The sequence below is a fragment of the Tenacibaculum sp. 47A_GOM-205m genome (assembly GCF_000518405.1).
Classification (GTDB): Bacteria; Bacteroidota; Bacteroidia; order Flavobacteriales; family Flavobacteriaceae; genus Polaribacter; species Polaribacter lutimaris.
Map to the genome: position 1 here is coordinate 252,184 of NZ_KI912431.1, position 16,169 is coordinate 268,352.

Sequence of the window (16,169 nt, forward strand, 5' to 3'; positions counted from 1 at the left end):
AAAAAAAATAGCTAAACCCAAATATGACAAAACCAATAGAAGATAACCTAGAAAAAATCCCAGTAATTAACTGGCTTGTGGCCTTCGGAAAAAAAATTAAAATTCCGGGGTTAGAAGGAATGTCTTTGTATGATGTACTTGAAATGTATGTTATTGGTATTGTAAAAGGAGCATTAACTACAAGGGCAGGAGGTATTGCTTTTAGTTTCTTTATGGCAATCTTTCCATTCTTATTATTCATTTTAACACTCATTCCCTACATTCCAATTGAAGGGTTTCAAGAAGGACTACTTTCATTGATGCAAGAAGCATTGCCTCCAAAAACTTTTGAGGCGGTAGATCTTGTAATAAAAGATATTATTAACAATCAATACGGTGGATTATTGTCATTCGGTTTCTTAGCCTCTATTTTTTTAATGACCAATGGTGTAAATGCAATATTTGGTGGGTTTGAATATTCTTATCATGTAACCGAAGTAAGAAATGTTTTAAGAGCCTATTTTATTTCGTTAGCAGTATCGTTGCTAATGTCATTTTTCTTAATCGTAACGGTAACACTCATTATCTTTTATCAAATAGCCTTAACAAGAATTCACAAAATTGGATGGTTAAACACAGGAGATTTAGACTTGTTTTACTACGGAAGAGGTTTCTTGTTTTTAGTAATGATTTTTACCATTGTATCTTTACTCTTTAGGTACGGAACCAAACAAGGTAAAGATGTGAAATTCTTTTCTCCAGGTGCTATTTTAACTACAGTAGTATCTATGTTTACCTTTTACTTATTTGGAATTTATGTAGTAAAGTTTGCTCAATACAATCAGCTATATGGCTCAATTGGTACCCTGTTAATTTTAATGTTGTTCGTGTGGTTAAATGCTATTATTTTACTCTTAGGTTTTGAGTTAAACGCCACGATTTATCGTTTAAAACGTAAAAATAAAGCGACCGCTAAATAACATTATTCTTCATATTTTTTCGGATATTTGCAGGCTAAATAGAACAATAAACAATTATCAATAAACAATAATCATAAACTGATTACTGGTAATTGATAAATGATAATTAAAAGAATATGAAACCAGGAATCCCAAAAGGAACAAGAGATTTTTCATCAACAGAAGTAGCAAAAAGAAACTATATTTTCAATACAATTAAACATTCGTTTGAAAATTTCGGATTTCAACCTATTGAAACACCAAGTTTTGAAAACTCTTCTACATTGATGGGGAAATATGGTGAAGAAGGGGATAGATTGATTTTTAAAATCTTGAATTCTGGTGATTATTTAAAGAAAGTAGATGAAAACTTATTGGCAGATAAAGACAGTCAAAAAGTTACTTCAAAAATTTCTGAAAAAGCATTGCGTTACGATTTAACAGTTCCGTTTGCACGTTACGTAGTACAACACCAAAACGAAATTACATTTCCATTTAAACGTTACCAAATTCAACCAGTTTGGAGAGCAGATAGACCACAAAAAGGACGTTTCCGTGAGTTTTATCAATGTGATGCCGATGTGGTAGGAAGTACTTCATTATGGCAAGAAGTTGAGTTTGTACAATTATATGATGCTGTTTTTAGTAAGTTAGGATTAAAAGGTACGACTATCAAAATCAATAACCGAAAAATCTTATCAGGAATTGCTGAGGTAATTGGTGCATCAGACAAGTTGATTGATTTTACAGTGGCTTTAGATAAGTTAGATAAAATAGGAAAAGACGGTGTAGTTAAGGAGATGTTGGAGAAAGGAATTTCTGCTGAAGCTATTGAAAAAGTTGATCCGTTATTTAATTTTTCTGGAAGTAATCAAGATAAGTTAGCTTCTTTAGAGGCTATGTTACAAGGTTCGGAAGAAGGGTTACAAGGAGTGGCTGATTTGAGAACCGTAGTTAATAAAGTAGAAAGTTTAGGGCTAGATTCAGCAAGCTTAGAATTAGATGTAACCTTAGCTAGAGGATTGAACTATTACACAGGGGCTATTTATGAAGTAGCAGCTCCAGAAGGTGTAAAAATGGGTTCTATTGGTGGTGGTGGTCGTTATGACGACTTAACAGGTATTTTTGGTTTAAAAGATGTTTCTGGAGTAGGAATTTCTTTTGGATTAGATAGAATTTACTTGGTAATGGAAGAGTTAGGACTGTTTGAAGCAGTAGAATTACCAAAGCCTAAAGTATTGTTTTTAAATTTTGAAGAAAGCGAGAGTTTAGAAAAGGTAAAAATTATAAAAACATTACGTAGTAATGACATAAAGGCAGAGATGTACCCTGATATTGCAACAAGCAATAATCAACAAAAAAAGCAGTGGAAATATGCTATAAACAGAGAAATTGAGTTTGTAGTAACTACTGTTGAAAACGGTACACTTGTTGTTAAAGATATGGTGGCAGGAGAGCAAACTACTTGTTCTTTAGACGAATTGATAAATAAAGTGCAGTAAATTACCAACAATGTTGTAAATTTGCGCCCTACTAATTTTTAGATAGAAATGTTTGAAGTGAACAGCAACAAAATGAATGACGATAGAATAGACGAAATAGGAGAGAACCACATAGGTACATCGGCAAAAACACCTTTACGTGCAGATGCTTTCGATATTTCTGACAAAGAAAAAATTGAAAAAATTCAAGAAAGTGTTAGAGAAATTCTTGAAACTTTAGGAATGGATTTAACAGACGATAGTATGAAAGGTACTCCTAAAAGAGTAGCTAAAGCTTTCGTAAATGAGTTGTTTATGGGGTTAAATCCAGAAAACAAACCAGAAGCATCAACATTTGACAATACGTACAAGTATGGTGAAATGTTAGTTGAAAAAAATATCATTGTGTACTCAACTTGTGAGCATCATTTATTACCAATTATTGGTAGAGCGCATGTTGCGTATATTTCTAATGGTAAAGTAATAGGTTTATCTAAAATGAATCGTATTGTAGAGTATTATGCTAAGCGTCCGCAAGTACAAGAGCGCTTAACGATGCAGGTAGTACAAGCAATGCAAGAAGCATTAGGAACGCAGGATGTTGCTTGTGTTATCGATGCAAAACACTTATGTGTTAACTCAAGAGGTATTAAAGATATTGAAAGTAGTACAGTTACTGCTGAGTTTGGTGGAGCATTTAAAAACAAAGAAACCAAGCGTGAATTCTTAGATTACATAAAATTAAATACTGATTTTCAATAGAAAATAAAGTTTAAATAAATAAAAAAGCTCATTCAAAAGAATGAGCTTTTTTTGTTTAGGATTTTACCTTAAGTCTTTTATATCCAATTAAAAAGAAGAATAAACTAAAGATAATTTTTATGCTTAAGTAAAAATATTTATCTGTTGTATTCCAAGAGAAAAGCAACTTGTATAGCTCTTTATTTTCTAAGAATTGAACAATACCATCAAATAGTATAACCAAACCAAAAACAAAATAAAAATAAGGCATTACTTTACTCATTACTGAACAGGGATTTTAATTTCGTATAGTTTTCTACTACGGTTGTTTAAGTGATTTTCACGTAACCAAGAATTATGTAGTTTCAAATCTTTGTAGGTAGTTCCGAACTTTTTAGCAAATAAGGCAATATTGGTAATAGCAGTATCAACTTTTACAGTGTAGGTTTCAGGTAAAGTGTATAAATCTCCTTTATCGAATGTAAAACCGTATTTTTCAGGATTCGTGATGATTTCTTTTAAAGCTAAAATTCTGAATACATAACGCTCAGTTTCATCAGGTAATAAAGCATCGTAATAGCTAGTAACTCCTTGAGCTTCTAGTCTTTTAGAAACACCATAATTCCCTGCGTTATAAGCTGCAGCAGCAAGTGTCCAAGAACCAAAACGCTCTTTTGATTTTTTTAAATATTCAGCAGCTACTTCTGTAGATTTTTCAATATGATAACGCTCGTCTACATTATTGTTGATTTCTAATCCATATTCTCTACCTGTTTGTTTCATAAAGTGCCACATACCTGCAGCTCCTACATTAGATGTTTCATCGATAAAACCACTTTCAGCTAAGGCTAAAAATTTAAAATCGTCAGGTAACCCATGTTTTTTTAATAATGGTTCTAAAATAGGGAAGTACTTGTTGGCGCGTTTTATTAGTAGTAACCCATTAGACTGCCAATAGGTATTTACTAATAATTCACGATCCATTCGTTCTTTAATGTCTGGTTTTTCTAACGGAACACGTTCTCCTGCTAAATTTAAATCATCAGGTAACTTTAAAGCTTTAACTTCATAGGTTTCAGCTACATTTTTAATAGTTGGTTCGTTAGACTTACTAATAGTATTGGTAAATAATATTCCTACGAATACTATAGTTATAATTGATAAAAAGCGGATTGATTTATTCATTTTTTCTTTAGTTTTTGTTGAAATTGGGGTGTGGTATTTAATCCATCAAAAAACATTCCTTTTTTAGTATTTCAGAAATTGTTTTTGCTTTGTTCAAAATCATTACATGCGTACCATTCTCAATTTCAATAGAGTTCTTAATATGTTTTATAGGGAAAACTTCATCTTTTTTTCCATGAATATGAATTATATCTTTTAATGGTTCTTTTTGCTGCCAATGTAACACATTGTATATAGCCCATTGTAAATAATCTTTATCTCTTATAGATAAATATATTTTATAAAGTTCTGCTCGTTTTTTTAAATAATCATTGAAAAAGTAATGTTCGTAACTTTCAATGTTTGCTATAATTTTTGAAGGGAAAAGTTTATAGGCTTTTGTTATTTGAGCTAGTTTTAGCCGTCTTGGTAACTCTTTATTACTTTTAATGCTAGAGATGATAATCACCTTTTTACAATCGATAATTTTACTCATTTCTTGCACGATAATTCCACCAAAAGAAACTCCTACTAAGATAGGGTTTTTATGTTGAATTTTAGCACATAAACGTAGCGCATATTCTTCAATGCTTTCGTTAATAGAGGTTGGTAGCATCCAATCTAAAAAGTGCAGTTCAAAATGTTCTTCAGGTAAAGAAATACGCTCAAATATTTTGGTATTGGCAGCTAAACCAGGGACAAAATACAAGTGAGTTTTAGGCATTATTCAATAAACTTTTTGTCTAATAAAATACCGTCAATATATTCGTGTACGTCAATAAGCTCATCAGGAATATCTTTCCATAAACGAATTAAGATTTGTTTTCCATCATGAACTATATAAGTACTAGATAAATCTGGAATTTTAGGGTTGCTATAAACATCTTTAAAACTAGCAAAATCCTTTTTGTTAAGCTTATTGTTTAACTCTTGCAGTTGTTTTTCTGATAGTGTAAATTTTTGTGTTCCTTTTACTAATACGTATTCAATTCCGTTGTAAAGAACATTTCCTTCTTTATCAATAGAAACAGAATATACGGGACAGTCACCAAAACAAGGAGTTTTGATAATTCTTAAAAGGTTATTTTTTTCTTCGGAAATAATGTTAGTTAATTTTTCTTCTGAGTTGGCATCAACTAATCTAAACTCTCCGCTTTCCTGTAGTTTATCAATCCAAAAATCACGCTTGCCTTCAGGAACTTCAACAATGCCTATTTTTGAAGCATCAGTTTCATAAGCCATTTTACTCCAAGTTAAGCCGCTATTTTTTATAAGTGATTTTACATCATCAATACTTTTAGCGTTTTTAAGAACAATAATTAACTCATTTTGAGAAGCTATAGGTTTTGTAACTTCTTCTTCAATAATTGTTTCTTTTTCTATTGGCTCTGCTAATTTGGGTTCAGAACTTTTTTTAGGAATACCACAAGAGATTCCTAAGGCTAAAAAAGAGTATAATAGGTACTTCATAAATGAGTTTTTTGATTGTGTGAACTAGTTGACAAGTTAAGCAATAACTCCAGCATCCACAAAATCAAAACGAACTAAACCATCTTCATCTATTTTTGTTAACGTAACAGTATGTAATGTATTTACCAATTCAGGATTCCAAGGAGCCTTAACTTTTACATAGTTTTCTGTAAAACCGTGGATATATCCTTCTTTATTTTCACTTTCAAATAAAACTGTTAAGGTATTACCTAACTGACTTTCATAAAAAGCTCTACGTTTTTTAACAGATAATCCGCGTAGCATTTTACTACGTTTTGCACGTGTTTTCTTAGGTACCACACCGTCCATTTCAACAGCTTCTGTGTTTGGTCTTTCAGAATAAGTGAAAACGTGTAAGTAAGAAATATCTAAGTCTGCTAAATAGTTGTAGGTTTCTAAAAATAATTCATCTGTTTCACCGGGGAAACCAACAATAACATCTACACCAATACAAGCATTAGGCATAACCTCTTTAATTTTTGCTGCTCGATCGGTATAAACTTTACGTAAATAACGACGTTTCATTTTCTTTAAAAGCGTGTCGCTACCTGACTGTAATGGAATATGAAAATGTGGAACAAATATGTTTGAGTTTGAAACAAAATCAATCGTTTCATCTTTTAATAAATTAGGCTCAATTGAAGAGATTCGTAAACGATTAATTCCCTCAACTTTATCAAGTGCTTGTACCAACTCTAAAAAAGTATGTTCGTGCTTTTTGTTACCGAATTCTCCTTTTCCATAGTCACCAATATTTACTCCTGTTAAAACGATTTCTTTAATACCTTTCTCAGAAATTTCTTTAGCATTTTTCAATACGTTTTCTAACGTATCACTACGTGAAATTCCACGTGCTAACGGAATGGTACAATAAGTACACTTATAATCACATCCATCTTGTACTTTTAAGAAAGCACGAGTACGATCTCCAATAGAATATGAACCTACATAAAAATCAGCATCTTCAATCTCACAAGAATGTACTTCCCCAATATCATTTTTGGTTAAGTCGTTAATATAGCTAGTTACATTAAACTTTTCAGTAGCACCCAATACTAAGTCTACACCATCAACAGCAGCTAATTCTTCAGGTTTTAATTGCGCATAACATCCTACACCAATAACAAAAGCCTCTTCATTTTTCTTTAAGGCAGACTTTACAATACTTTTAAAACGTTTATCAGCATTGTCTGTTACCGAACAGGTGTTAATTACATATATATCTGCTTTTTCTTCAAACTCAACACGCTCAAACCCTTCATTTACAAAGTTTCTAGCAATGGTTGAAGTTTCCGAAAAATTTAATTTACATCCTAAGGTGTAAAAAGCTACTTTCTTATCTACATTCATCTTTTCTCTGTCCTAAATAAAAAACAAAAGCCTTGTACAAGTCTTTAATTTTTTAGAAGTTCGTATAGTTTATTTAATCTACTACTGCTTAAAGCAGTTTTGGGTTTGCAAAAGTACGATAATATTCATGATTTTTGAAACGAAAAGATTACTTATTCGAAAGCTTCAAGTTGTTGATATAGAACCTTTTTATGAGTTAGAAAGTAACCCTAGAGTATTGCAATATGCAACTGGGGAACCTAAAAATTTAGAAGAAAGTAAAGAGGATTTAAAACAGCTGATAGCACGATACACTAATAAAAAAAATGATTTTTGGATATATGCCATAGAACGTAAATCAGACAATGAATTTGTAGGTACGGTTGCTTTGGTAAAAGATGAAGAGGGAAATGATGAAATAGGATATCGGTTTATAGAACGATACTGGGGTAATGGCTTTGCAACAGAGCTTTGTGAAGGATTAATACAGTACTGTAAATCGGTAGGAATGAAAAAACTTATTGGGTGTGTGGTGGATGAAAATATAGCTTCCGCTAAAATATTAGAACGATTTAACTTTGTTGCGATAGAGAAATTTATAAGTGACGATATTGGCTTACCAGAAACAAAATATGAACTAATTTTATGATAGTAGATAATTTAAAACCTCCGTATTACGCAGTAATTTTTAGCACAACTCTTTCAGATGATACAGAAGGATATTATGAAATGGCTGAAAAAATGGACAATTTAGCTAAAGAACAAGAAGGGTACTTAGGAGTAGAATCAGCGAGAAGTGATGTAGGGATTACGGTTTCTTATTGGGAAAGTTTGGATGCTATCTTAAAATGGAAAAATAACATAGAGCATACTGAAGCTAGAAATATAGGAAGAGAGAGATGGTATAAGAAATATCAACTTCGAATAAGCAAAGTAGAAAGAGAGTATGGATTTGATAAAGGTTAATAGATAAGGTAGTAAATTTATGTACGCAGCACTAAATAAATTTTTAAGTAAGTTTTTTAAGAAAAGCACCATATTTAAGTATGGGTTTAACTTATCTCCAATGTACAAAAGATCTACAGGAAAAATAATATATGTATCTGATGACTTATTGAATGTGAAAGTGAAAATTCCTGTTAGTTATAAAAACAAGAATTATGTTGGATCTATATTTGGTGGAAGTTTATTTTCGGCAACAGATCCAATTTATATGATTCAATTAATTAATATTTTAGGAAATGATTATGTTGTTTGGGATAAAAGTTCATCTATTAAGTTTATAAAACCTGTTTATGAAGATGGTTTTATAGATTTTATTTTTTCTACAGATGAAATTGAAGAAATAAAGAAGAGAATAGAAGTAGAGAAAAAAATAGATTTAATTAAAGAGCTAGAAATAGTAAGTAAAGATAAATCTACTGTTTTTACAAAAATTGATAAAACCATATACATTGCAGATAAAACGTACTATAAAAATAGACGAAAGAATAAATAATTTTTTATTAGTTCTTATAGCTTTATTAGTTATAACTTCTTGTAAAAAAGAAAAAAGTAATTTTACTGATAAACAAGTTTTTCGCTATAACGAGCATTCAAATATTACTTCATTAGATCCTGCTTTTGCAAAAGACCAACGAAATATTTGGGCTGTAAATCAATTGTATAATGGATTGGTAGAGTTGGATGATAGTTTACAAGTACAACCTTCAATAGCTAAGAATTGGACAATTTCTGAAGATGGAAAAACCTATCAGTTTCATTTAAGAAATGATGTATTATTTCATAAACACGAACTGTTTGGAAAAGACTCTACAAGAAATGTAATAGCCAAAGATTTTGAATATTCTTTTAATAGATTGCTCGATAAGAATGTGGCGTCTCCAGGAGGTTGGGTATTACAAAATGTTGCTAATTTCAAAGCAGAGAGTGATTCTGTTTTTACAATCAATTTAAAGCAACCTTTTCCTCCTTTTTTAGGATTGTTAGCCATGAAGTATTGCTCTGTAGTTCCAAAAGAAGCAGTTGATTATTTTGGAAATGAGTTTAGAGCAAACCCGATAGGAACTGGTCCTTTTCATTTTAAACTTTGGGTAGAAAATACCAAGTTGGTATTGAGAAAAAATCCACTATTTTTTGAAGAAGATGAAAAAGGAAATCAACTTCCGTATTTAGAAGCAGTAGCTGTAACTTTTTTACCAGATAAACAAAGTGAGTTTTTACAGTTTATTCAAGGAAATATCGATTTTATGAAAAGTTTAGATGCTTCGTATAAAGATGACATTCTAAACACAGACGGAACCTTAAAAGAGAAATATGTTTCTAAAATCAATATGAAAACAGGGGCGTATTTAAACACAGAATATTTAGGAATTTATTTAGATGGAGAAGAAGAGTACCCAACAAAATCGAAATTGATACGACAAGCTATAAATTTGGGGTTTGATAGGGAGAAGATGATTAAATTTTTGAGAAACGGAATCGGAAGTCCTGCTACAAGCGGATTCATCCCGAAAGGATTGCCTTCATTCAATAATCAACAAGGATATTCATACAAACCTGAAGAAGCAAAGAAGTTGGTAGCACAATACAAAGAAGAGACAGGAGATGAGAATCCGCAAATAGCAATTACAACGAACAGCAACTATTTAGATTTGTGTGAGTTTATTCAACGTGAATTACAAAAAATAGGAATAGTAACTAAAGTAGATGTAATTCCACCTTCAACATTACGTCAAGGGAAAGCAAATGGTAAGTTGCCTATTTTTAGAGCAAGTTGGATTGCAGATTATCCTGATGCTGAAAATTATTTATCACTTTTTTATAGCAAAAATTTTACCCCTAACGGACCTAATTATACACACTTTAAAAACGAACAGTTTGATAAGTTATACGAAGAGTCTATTAAAGAAGTAGATGTGTTAAAACGTCGTAAACTTTATCAACAAATGGATAGTATCATTATAGTAGAAGCTCCTGTGGTTCCATTATATTATGATGAAGTTATTCGTTTTACACAGAAAAATGTACATGGTTTAGGAATTAACCCTATTGATTTATTGAATTTAAAAAGAGTACAGAAAAATTAAGAGCTACTTTTTGCTTCATTCCAGTAGTAGCTATCAGGGTAAATACGTTCTCCAAAAATAGCTGTTCCAACTCGTACAATAGTAGCACCTTCTTCAATAGCAATTTCTAAATCACCACTCATTCCCATGGAGAGTTCTTCCATAGCTACATTAGGAATTTGTAGTGCCTTGATTTTTTCTTGAAGCTGTTTTAAAAGGCGAAAACATTTTCGAACTTCATCGGATTCTGAGCTTAGTAAACCAATGGTCATTAATCCCCTTATATGAATGTTTTTAAACTTAGATATTTCTTTTACAAGCTCAATAGTTTCCTCTGGATTGGCTCCGAATTTGCTTTCTTCAAAAGAGGTGTTTACTTGTATGTATACATCAATTTCTTTTTCTTCAAAAATCAACCGTTGATGTAATTTTTCAGCAACTGATAAACGATCGATAGATTCAATACAACTAGCCCATTTTATAACTTCTTTAATCTTGTTACTTTGTAAATGACCAATAAAATGTACTTCAGGTTGTAAGTGCTTTATTGCATTACACTTTTGCTTTAATTCTTGTATTTTATTTTCACCCACAAGAGTTTCACCTTGTTCTAAAGCAAAATTTATTTTATCAGTATTTACTGTTTTTGTAGCTAGTAACAAACGAACATCTTTTGGGTTTCTGTTAGCTTTCTTACAAGCAAATTGTATTCTTTGATGAATAATGCTAAGGTTGTTTTGAATATTATCCATTTATGAATTGATTGTTCAGTTCTTCTTTTTCAATAATTTTATTTTTTACAGCTCTAAAAGTAATGTCTTTTGCTTCTGCATACGATATATCGTACACACGATTTACTTTTCTAAACTCTTCTGGGAATTGTTGTAATAACGTTTCGTAATAGCTGTCTAATTCTGATTCACTAGGTGCTTCGAATTTAAGTTTTAACTGAAAACGTCTTAAAAGTGCAGTATCTATAACACTAGAGTGATTGGTAGCAGCAATTAATAAAACATCGTTAGGTAATTGATCTATTAATTGAATTACAGTATTAACCAATCGTTTCATCTCGCTAGAGTCTTTACTGTCATAATCACGAGCTTTACCGATGTAATCAAATTCATCTAAAAATAACACAGCACTTTCTCTTGTAGCTTTTTTAAAAACTTCGGAAATATTTTTAGCGGTTTCTCCTAGTTTTGAAGAAACAATACTACTCAAATTAAGTATGATAATTTTTTTATCAAGCTTTTTGGCAATAGCTCTAGCGGTGGTAGTTTTACCACAACCAGTATGTCCGAATAATAAGATTTTATTATCAACGGGGAGTTTGTATTGATTCAAAACAGCTACGTGTTTAAATTCTTTTAGTAGTTGCTGTAGCGTATTTTTGTTTTCATTACTAAGATGAACTTCATCTAGTTCTATAGTTGTTTCTTTCGTTTGAAGAATCAAGTTATGTATAGCCATTTTATAATTTTTTGTCAAAAATAAAAGGTTATAGGTAATAAAGTAAACCTTTTAACATACAGTTAAGAAGTAGGATTGATGCTTTAAAATATTAACTCTTAAATTCATGTTCAGGACAATCAATTCTCAACTCTTTAGAAGCCAATTTAGATTGTAAAAGTTTACAAAAATGTTCGTTGTTTTCATTTTGGTAATAAGAGCAAGTAAAGCACATTCTTTGAATAGTTATAACCCCTGCTTTATTTAGTTGGTATATTACTTTTAAGAGTCCTGCTAGTATATCTTTCTTTTGATCTTCAGGTAATGAACTTAATGGTTGCTCTATATTAAGTGTAAAATTAGCTGATTTCTCTGCTATTTGTTTTCCTTGATTGGTTAAACCAATAATATAACTTCTAGTATCGCTAGGGTTATTAAACTTTTGAACTAATTCTTTTTTTAATAAAACTCTAATACTATCACTAATGGTAGCTTTAGTCATATTGAACTCTTCAGCTAAATAACTCACTTTGCATTTTTCTTCAGAGTGAAATAGTAAAAAAATTAGAATTTGAATTTGGATAGGGCTTAAAGAGTTCTCCTTACTTTCGCTCCAAAGAAGTACTCTGAAAGCCTCAGAAATTCGCTCTAAAGCGACAACTATTTTACTTTCAATTTTTGTGTTTTGCTGATTTAAGTTAAAAGGAGATTTCATTAATTACAGTTTTCCATTTCGTATATAAAATACCCTTTTTTATGTATAGAGTCTTCCCATTCGGGTTTGAGTATTTCAATATGGCAAAATACACATTCTTTTGAAGATATTTCTAGGTTTTCTAGACCTTTAGTTCTTAAATATTCTTTTCCATAATTAAAAATTATGTTAGTGTCTTTATTGTTAGAAGGTGCAATAATATCAAAATGCATTATTTTACCATCTTTCTTAGTTACATAAGTATCCCAAACAGCTACTTCCATTTTATATAATTTAAAATATTAAAAAGCTCTACAAAATTAGGAATCCTAACTTTGTAGAGCGAAAAAATTATCCTTTTACTTCTTCCATTGATGCTCCAAAATTAATATGGAGTACATTACCAGTAGGAGTTACCAAAGCAGGGACAGATTTTACACCAGCATTTTCTGCTTCTAAAATTCGATCTTTGTCTTCACCGAAGTGAACTACTTCAACATTGTCTAAACCAATTAGATTTATAATGTCTTGTTCTGCACTAACACAAACAGGGCAACCTGCGTGATAAAAAATAGATTTACTCATAATTATATATATTTTAAATTCTATTGTAAATATAGTTAGGTTTCCTAACTAATAAAAATTATCAGGAATAAATTTTTTAAAAAAGAAGTACTAATGAAAGAGTTTTGTTTCTTCTGAAGGAGTTATAAAGAATAAAATAACTAATAGTTAATTAAGAAATAAAAATGTTCTGTAATTTTGGAAGTCATAATTGTTTCAGAAAAAAGAACCTATAATTGAAAAAATATAAAAACTGTTTTGAAAAAAATGAAAAGAAAAAGGTTGCTTTAAAACAAATTGTTTTAGGTGTCTTTTTATTATTTAGTTGTAAGATGTTTGCACAATCTGAGATGCAAAGTTTTAAAGCTTTTGGGGTGAATCCAACAATACCTAACGATTCCCTTTTCAAAAACATCGAACAAGCAAAAGATTTTAAGACAAAGTATGCAGCTACCTACAATCTTATTGAATTTCATCAGCAAAAAGGGAATATAGACTCAATTATACATTATGGACATAAATTGTATACTGAAACCTCCAATGAAGAACTTTTACTAAAGAAAGAAGAATATCTATCTAAGGTTTCAAATGCTATTGCAGAAGGAAAATTAGAAAAAGGATTGTTTGATGAGGCATTAAAATGGTTTTTAAAAGGAATTGAACATTCTAAAAAGAATTTTGATGATGAGCTCTATGTTAAAAATAGAATAGGATTAGGGTCTATAAAATATGTAAGAGGAAAAGAAGAAGAAGGACAAAAAATTATTGAAGAAAGCATTGAAAATGCTCCAAATGAAAAACTAAAACACGATGCTTTTTTTGAACTGGGATTCATTTATTACACAAAGAACGAATTAGAAAAAGCAAAAGACAATTATAATAAGGCAAAAGTTTTTTATATATCTGAAGGATACCTTAAAAATGCATTAGAAGTAGACTTATGGTTGAGTAAAGTATTAGGGAAAGAAAATAAAAACGAAGAAGCATTAGACCTTTGTTATAATGTTTTTAACGAATCTCTGTCAAATGGTTTTTTTACACTGTATGCAAAAGCAGGAAATGTATTAGGGGGTATTTATTTAAAGGAGAAAGATTATGATAATGCAAAGAAAATACTATCAACAGTATATATAAACTCTATTCAATGGGGAAATTTAGAAATAGAGAGAAGAGTTGTTTTAGGACTTCAAAATGCTTATTCCGAAACAGGAGATTATAAAAACGCACATGCTTTAATGACACAACTAAATAGTATAAATAATAAAATTTTAGTTAGTCAAAACAAACAGCAGGTTAATGAGCTTGAAGTACAATACAAAACATTAGAGCAGAAACAAGAGATAGAACGACAAAAAACATTAAAAGCAAATATTTTAATAGGTTTTCTTGTCGTTTTAATTCCTGTGTTGGGATTGTTGTATATGTACTATCAAAAGCTTCAAACCCAGAGTAAATTAACCAAAACGTTAGAAGAAGTTAACCAACAAAAAATATCTGCCCTTTTAAAAAACCAAGAGTTAAAATTGGTAAAAGCATCGTTAGAAGGTCAGAATAATGAAAGAAAACGTATTGCAAGAGAACTTCACGATAGTATTGGAGGAAATTTGGCAACTATAAAACTGCAGTTATCAAATGAGACAAAACTGCAAAAAGAAAATATTATTCAACAGGTTGATGATACTTATAATCAAGTAAGAGAATTGTCTCATAACTTAATGCCTAAAAAGTTTAAAGATTCTGCTTTTACGTCAATAGTTTCTGAATATATAGAAAATGTTAAGAACTTGTCTGATGAAGAAATAACACTACAAATTCATCCGAAAGAAGAGATTGATAAGATTGAAGAAAATTTAAAAGTAGAATTGTATAAAATAATTCAAGAGTTGTTAACGAATGCTTTAAAACACGCAAAAGCAACTCAAATTGATATTCAACTTTCAGTATTTAATAATAGTGTAAAATTACTTTTTGAGGACGATGGAGCAGGCTTTGATCAAGAAAAAGTAAAATACGGACTTGGGTTTCAAAATTTAAAAGATAGATTAAAAATTATTAAAGGAGAAATGTTTATAAATGCTTTTCCAGACAAAGGAACTGTTATTGACATTGATGTACCTTTAAATTAGTATACTATGAAGCATAATATTATTCTGGTAGATGACCACAAAATGTTTTTAGACGGATTGTTAAGTATTTTTAATAAGGAAGAAGCTTACAATATTTTGTTAACAGCCAATAGTGGTGAAAATGTTATAAAATTTATAGATACCAATCCTAATGAGCAAATTGATATAGTAGTTAGTGATATTTCTATGCCAGATATAGATGGTATTACATTAAATGATTACATTAAGAAAACTCGTCCAGAAATAAAAACATTAATTGTAAGTATGCATACAGATACAGGTATGATAGATACATTAATAAAAAGTGATGTTGATGGTTATTTATCAAAAAATGCAACCCAATCAGAGTTGTTATTAGCTGTAAAAACAATTCTTAGTAACGATAAGTACTTTTCAGAATCGGTAAAACAAGCTTATATGAATAATGTCTTTAATAAAGGGAAAGACACTATGGTTACACTTACCAAACGAGAGAAGGATGTGCTAAAGCTTATTGCTGAAGAATACACTACACAAGAAATTGCCGACAAACTCTTTTTAAGTAAGCATACTATTGAAAGTTACAGAAAGAATTTAATATCAAAACTCAACGTAAAAAACCTAGCTGGATTAACCAAATATGCAATAAAACTAGGACTTGTAGAGTAATAAATTAGTACACCCCTGAAAACAGGGTGTTAACTTTGGCTAGTTTCAGTCTATTTTAAAAAACACTTTCAACGCATCTTTGTACTGTAATTATTAAGTAATAAAATTATGGTAATTTTTGGATGGCGTGAAGCCAAAATAAACATACAACCAGTACACAATCATAGTTGCAGTTATTGCAATACACCAGAACGTTTATTTATTCAGGTAAATAGATTGTATGCACATATATTTTGGATTCCTGTTTTTCCATTATTCAAAAAAACATATAGTATTTGTGGGCATTGTAAATTAGAGATGAGTAAAAGTCAAATGCCTCCAGATTTACAAAAAAAAGCAAAGGATTTTAAGAAAACCAGTAAAACACCTTGGTGGATGTTTTTGGGGCTTATTATCATAGCTTCATTAATGCTGTTTGTGTTTTCTTCAGCACTTTTAATTCATAAATAATAAAATCAATATAAACCATTTAAATT

The 16,169-nt window shown here is 30.3% G+C and carries 20 protein-coding genes; 10 read left to right on the top strand and 10 right to left on the bottom strand.

Going from position 1 to position 16,169, the window contains the following annotated elements:
* Window positions 1–23 precede the first annotated feature (23 nt).
* From N534_RS0113345 to folE, 3 genes are all read left to right on the top strand, one after another.
* The gene (locus N534_RS0113345; protein ID WP_028892954.1) at window positions 24–959 is read left to right on the top strand and encodes a YihY/virulence factor BrkB family protein; all 936 of its coding nucleotides are present in this window, start codon (window positions 24–26) and stop codon (window positions 957–959) included.
* A gap of 116 nt (window positions 960–1,075) precedes the next feature.
* Window positions 1,076–2,440: a histidine--tRNA ligase gene (hisS, locus tag N534_RS0113350; RefSeq protein WP_028892955.1), complete on the top strand. Its 1,365-nt coding sequence runs from the start codon at window positions 1,076–1,078 to the stop codon at window positions 2,438–2,440.
* A 72-nt stretch (window positions 2,441–2,512) separates the two neighbouring features.
* Window positions 2,513–3,181 (top strand): GTP cyclohydrolase I FolE, encoded by a 669-nt coding sequence (gene folE, locus N534_RS0113355; RefSeq protein ID WP_369791964.1) that lies wholly within the window; start codon window positions 2,513–2,515, stop codon window positions 3,179–3,181.
* A gap of 55 nt (window positions 3,182–3,236) precedes the next feature.
* Here folE and N534_RS15535 read toward each other — a convergent pair whose 3' ends face one another.
* Genes N534_RS15535 through mtaB form a run of 5 tightly spaced genes read right to left on the bottom strand, consistent with a single transcriptional unit; the run spans window position 3,237 to window position 7,165 of the window.
* The gene (locus N534_RS15535) at window positions 3,237–3,443 is read right to left on the bottom strand and encodes a hypothetical protein (protein ID WP_028892957.1); all 207 of its coding nucleotides are present in this window, start codon (window positions 3,441–3,443) and stop codon (window positions 3,237–3,239) included.
* Complete coding sequence (locus N534_RS0113365) at window positions 3,443–4,345, bottom strand: lytic transglycosylase domain-containing protein (RefSeq protein WP_028892958.1); 903 nt, start codon at window positions 4,343–4,345, stop codon at window positions 3,443–3,445. Before N534_RS0113365 ends, N534_RS15535 begins: the two co-directional genes overlap by 1 nt.
* 37 nt (window positions 4,346–4,382) lie before the next feature.
* Window positions 4,383–5,048 carry an alpha/beta hydrolase gene (locus N534_RS0113370; protein ID WP_028892959.1) on the bottom strand — a complete coding sequence of 222 codons (666 nt, stop codon included), beginning with the start codon at window positions 5,046–5,048 and terminating at the stop codon, window positions 4,383–4,385.
* The gene (locus N534_RS0113375) at window positions 5,048–5,794 is read right to left on the bottom strand and encodes a DUF6438 domain-containing protein (RefSeq protein ID WP_028892960.1); all 747 of its coding nucleotides are present in this window, start codon (window positions 5,792–5,794) and stop codon (window positions 5,048–5,050) included. Before N534_RS0113375 ends, N534_RS0113370 begins: the two co-directional genes overlap by 1 nt.
* A 36-nt stretch (window positions 5,795–5,830) precedes the next feature.
* Window positions 5,831–7,165 (bottom strand): tRNA (N(6)-L-threonylcarbamoyladenosine(37)-C(2))-methylthiotransferase MtaB, encoded by a 1,335-nt coding sequence (gene mtaB, locus N534_RS0113380; protein WP_028892961.1) that lies wholly within the window; start codon window positions 7,163–7,165, stop codon window positions 5,831–5,833.
* 127 nt (window positions 7,166–7,292) lie between these two features.
* Between mtaB and N534_RS14865 the strand changes: the two genes are divergently transcribed.
* From N534_RS14865 to N534_RS0113400, 4 genes are read left to right on the top strand one after another with little or no spacing between them, the layout of a single operon-like run.
* Window positions 7,293–7,793 carry a GNAT family N-acetyltransferase gene (locus N534_RS14865; protein ID WP_051435931.1) on the top strand — a complete coding sequence of 167 codons (501 nt, stop codon included), beginning with the start codon at window positions 7,293–7,295 and terminating at the stop codon, window positions 7,791–7,793.
* On the top strand, window positions 7,790–8,110 hold the full coding sequence (locus N534_RS0113390; protein ID WP_028892962.1) for an antibiotic biosynthesis monooxygenase: 321 nt from the start codon (window positions 7,790–7,792) through the stop codon (window positions 8,108–8,110). The genes N534_RS14865 and N534_RS0113390 overlap by 4 nt, the downstream gene beginning before the upstream one ends.
* Window positions 8,111–8,129: 19 nt before the next feature.
* The gene (locus tag N534_RS0113395; RefSeq protein ID WP_028892963.1) at window positions 8,130–8,642 is read left to right on the top strand and encodes a DUF4442 domain-containing protein; all 513 of its coding nucleotides are present in this window, start codon (window positions 8,130–8,132) and stop codon (window positions 8,640–8,642) included.
* The gene (locus tag N534_RS0113400) at window positions 8,599–10,233 is read left to right on the top strand and encodes an ABC transporter substrate-binding protein (RefSeq protein ID WP_369791965.1); all 1,635 of its coding nucleotides are present in this window, start codon (window positions 8,599–8,601) and stop codon (window positions 10,231–10,233) included. The genes N534_RS0113395 and N534_RS0113400 overlap by 44 nt, the downstream gene beginning before the upstream one ends.
* On the opposite strand, the gene N534_RS0113405 is transcribed toward N534_RS0113400, so the two are convergent.
* From N534_RS0113405 to N534_RS0113425, 5 genes are all read right to left on the bottom strand, one after another.
* The gene (locus tag N534_RS0113405; protein WP_028892965.1) at window positions 10,230–10,964 is read right to left on the bottom strand and encodes a YggS family pyridoxal phosphate-dependent enzyme; all 735 of its coding nucleotides are present in this window, start codon (window positions 10,962–10,964) and stop codon (window positions 10,230–10,232) included. The genes N534_RS0113400 and N534_RS0113405 overlap by 4 nt on opposite strands.
* Window positions 10,957–11,682, bottom strand: a complete 726-nt coding sequence (locus N534_RS0113410; protein ID WP_028892966.1) for an AAA family ATPase — start codon at window positions 11,680–11,682, stop codon at window positions 10,957–10,959. The genes N534_RS0113405 and N534_RS0113410 overlap by 8 nt, the downstream gene beginning before the upstream one ends.
* 91 nt (window positions 11,683–11,773) lie before the next feature.
* A complete protein-coding gene (locus tag N534_RS0113415) occupies window positions 11,774–12,376 on the bottom strand; it encodes a MarR family winged helix-turn-helix transcriptional regulator (RefSeq protein ID WP_028892967.1) in 603 nt (200 codons plus the stop codon).
* A complete protein-coding gene (locus tag N534_RS0113420; protein ID WP_028892968.1) occupies window positions 12,376–12,639 on the bottom strand; it encodes a DUF2024 family protein in 264 nt (87 codons plus the stop codon). Before N534_RS0113420 ends, N534_RS0113415 begins: the two co-directional genes overlap by 1 nt.
* Before the next feature lie 67 nt (window positions 12,640–12,706).
* Complete coding sequence (locus tag N534_RS0113425) at window positions 12,707–12,940, bottom strand: thioredoxin (RefSeq protein WP_028892969.1); 234 nt, start codon at window positions 12,938–12,940, stop codon at window positions 12,707–12,709.
* A 215-nt stretch (window positions 12,941–13,155) separates the two neighbouring features.
* Here N534_RS0113425 and N534_RS0113430 point away from each other — a divergent pair, with 215 nt between their 5' ends.
* The 3 genes from N534_RS0113430 (at window position 13,156) to N534_RS0113440 (ending at window position 16,143) form a co-directional block, all read left to right on the top strand.
* Complete coding sequence (locus N534_RS0113430) at window positions 13,156–15,045, top strand: sensor histidine kinase (RefSeq protein ID WP_028892970.1); 1,890 nt, start codon at window positions 13,156–13,158, stop codon at window positions 15,043–15,045.
* A gap of 6 nt (window positions 15,046–15,051) precedes the next feature.
* A complete protein-coding gene (locus N534_RS0113435; protein ID WP_028892971.1) occupies window positions 15,052–15,693 on the top strand; it encodes a response regulator transcription factor in 642 nt (213 codons plus the stop codon).
* A 108-nt stretch (window positions 15,694–15,801) separates the two neighbouring features.
* On the top strand, window positions 15,802–16,143 hold the full coding sequence (locus N534_RS0113440; RefSeq protein WP_028892972.1) for a zinc-ribbon domain-containing protein: 342 nt from the start codon (window positions 15,802–15,804) through the stop codon (window positions 16,141–16,143).
* The last annotated feature ends 26 nt before the right edge of the window (window positions 16,144–16,169 follow it).

What these genes read in the sequence shown, in the direction of transcription:
- N534_RS0113345 (WP_028892954.1), top strand. Translation starts at nt 24, where the DNA reads ATGACAAAACCAATAGAAGATAACCTAGAAAAAATCCCAGTAATTAAC.
- hisS (WP_028892955.1), top strand. Translation starts at nt 1,076, where the DNA reads ATGAAACCAGGAATCCCAAAAGGAACAAGAGATTTTTCATCAACAGAA.
- folE (WP_369791964.1), top strand. Translation starts at nt 2,513, where the DNA reads ATGAATGACGATAGAATAGACGAAATAGGAGAGAACCACATAGGTACA.
- N534_RS15535 (WP_028892957.1), bottom strand. Translation starts at nt 3,443, where the DNA reads ATGAGTAAAGTAATGCCTTATTTTTATTTTGTTTTTGGTTTGGTTATA.
- N534_RS0113365 (WP_028892958.1), bottom strand. Translation starts at nt 4,345, where the DNA reads ATGAATAAATCAATCCGCTTTTTATCAATTATAACTATAGTATTCGTA.
- N534_RS0113370 (WP_028892959.1), bottom strand. Translation starts at nt 5,048, where the DNA reads ATGCCTAAAACTCACTTGTATTTTGTCCCTGGTTTAGCTGCCAATACC.
- N534_RS0113375 (WP_028892960.1), bottom strand. Translation starts at nt 5,794, where the DNA reads ATGAAGTACCTATTATACTCTTTTTTAGCCTTAGGAATCTCTTGTGGT.
- mtaB (WP_028892961.1), bottom strand. Translation starts at nt 7,165, where the DNA reads ATGAATGTAGATAAGAAAGTAGCTTTTTACACCTTAGGATGTAAATTA.
- N534_RS14865 (WP_051435931.1), top strand. Translation starts at nt 7,293, where the DNA reads ATGATTTTTGAAACGAAAAGATTACTTATTCGAAAGCTTCAAGTTGTT.
- N534_RS0113390 (WP_028892962.1), top strand. Translation starts at nt 7,790, where the DNA reads ATGATAGTAGATAATTTAAAACCTCCGTATTACGCAGTAATTTTTAGC.
- N534_RS0113395 (WP_028892963.1), top strand. Translation starts at nt 8,130, where the DNA reads ATGTACGCAGCACTAAATAAATTTTTAAGTAAGTTTTTTAAGAAAAGC.
- N534_RS0113405 (WP_028892965.1), bottom strand. Translation starts at nt 10,964, where the DNA reads ATGGATAATATTCAAAACAACCTTAGCATTATTCATCAAAGAATACAA.
- N534_RS0113410 (WP_028892966.1), bottom strand. Translation starts at nt 11,682, where the DNA reads ATGGCTATACATAACTTGATTCTTCAAACGAAAGAAACAACTATAGAA.
- N534_RS0113415 (WP_028892967.1), bottom strand. Translation starts at nt 12,376, where the DNA reads ATGAAATCTCCTTTTAACTTAAATCAGCAAAACACAAAAATTGAAAGT.
- N534_RS0113420 (WP_028892968.1), bottom strand. Translation starts at nt 12,639, where the DNA reads ATGGAAGTAGCTGTTTGGGATACTTATGTAACTAAGAAAGATGGTAAA.
- N534_RS0113425 (WP_028892969.1), bottom strand. Translation starts at nt 12,940, where the DNA reads ATGAGTAAATCTATTTTTTATCACGCAGGTTGCCCTGTTTGTGTTAGT.
- N534_RS0113435 (WP_028892971.1), top strand. Translation starts at nt 15,052, where the DNA reads ATGAAGCATAATATTATTCTGGTAGATGACCACAAAATGTTTTTAGAC.
- N534_RS0113440 (WP_028892972.1), top strand. Translation starts at nt 15,802, where the DNA reads ATGGTAATTTTTGGATGGCGTGAAGCCAAAATAAACATACAACCAGTA.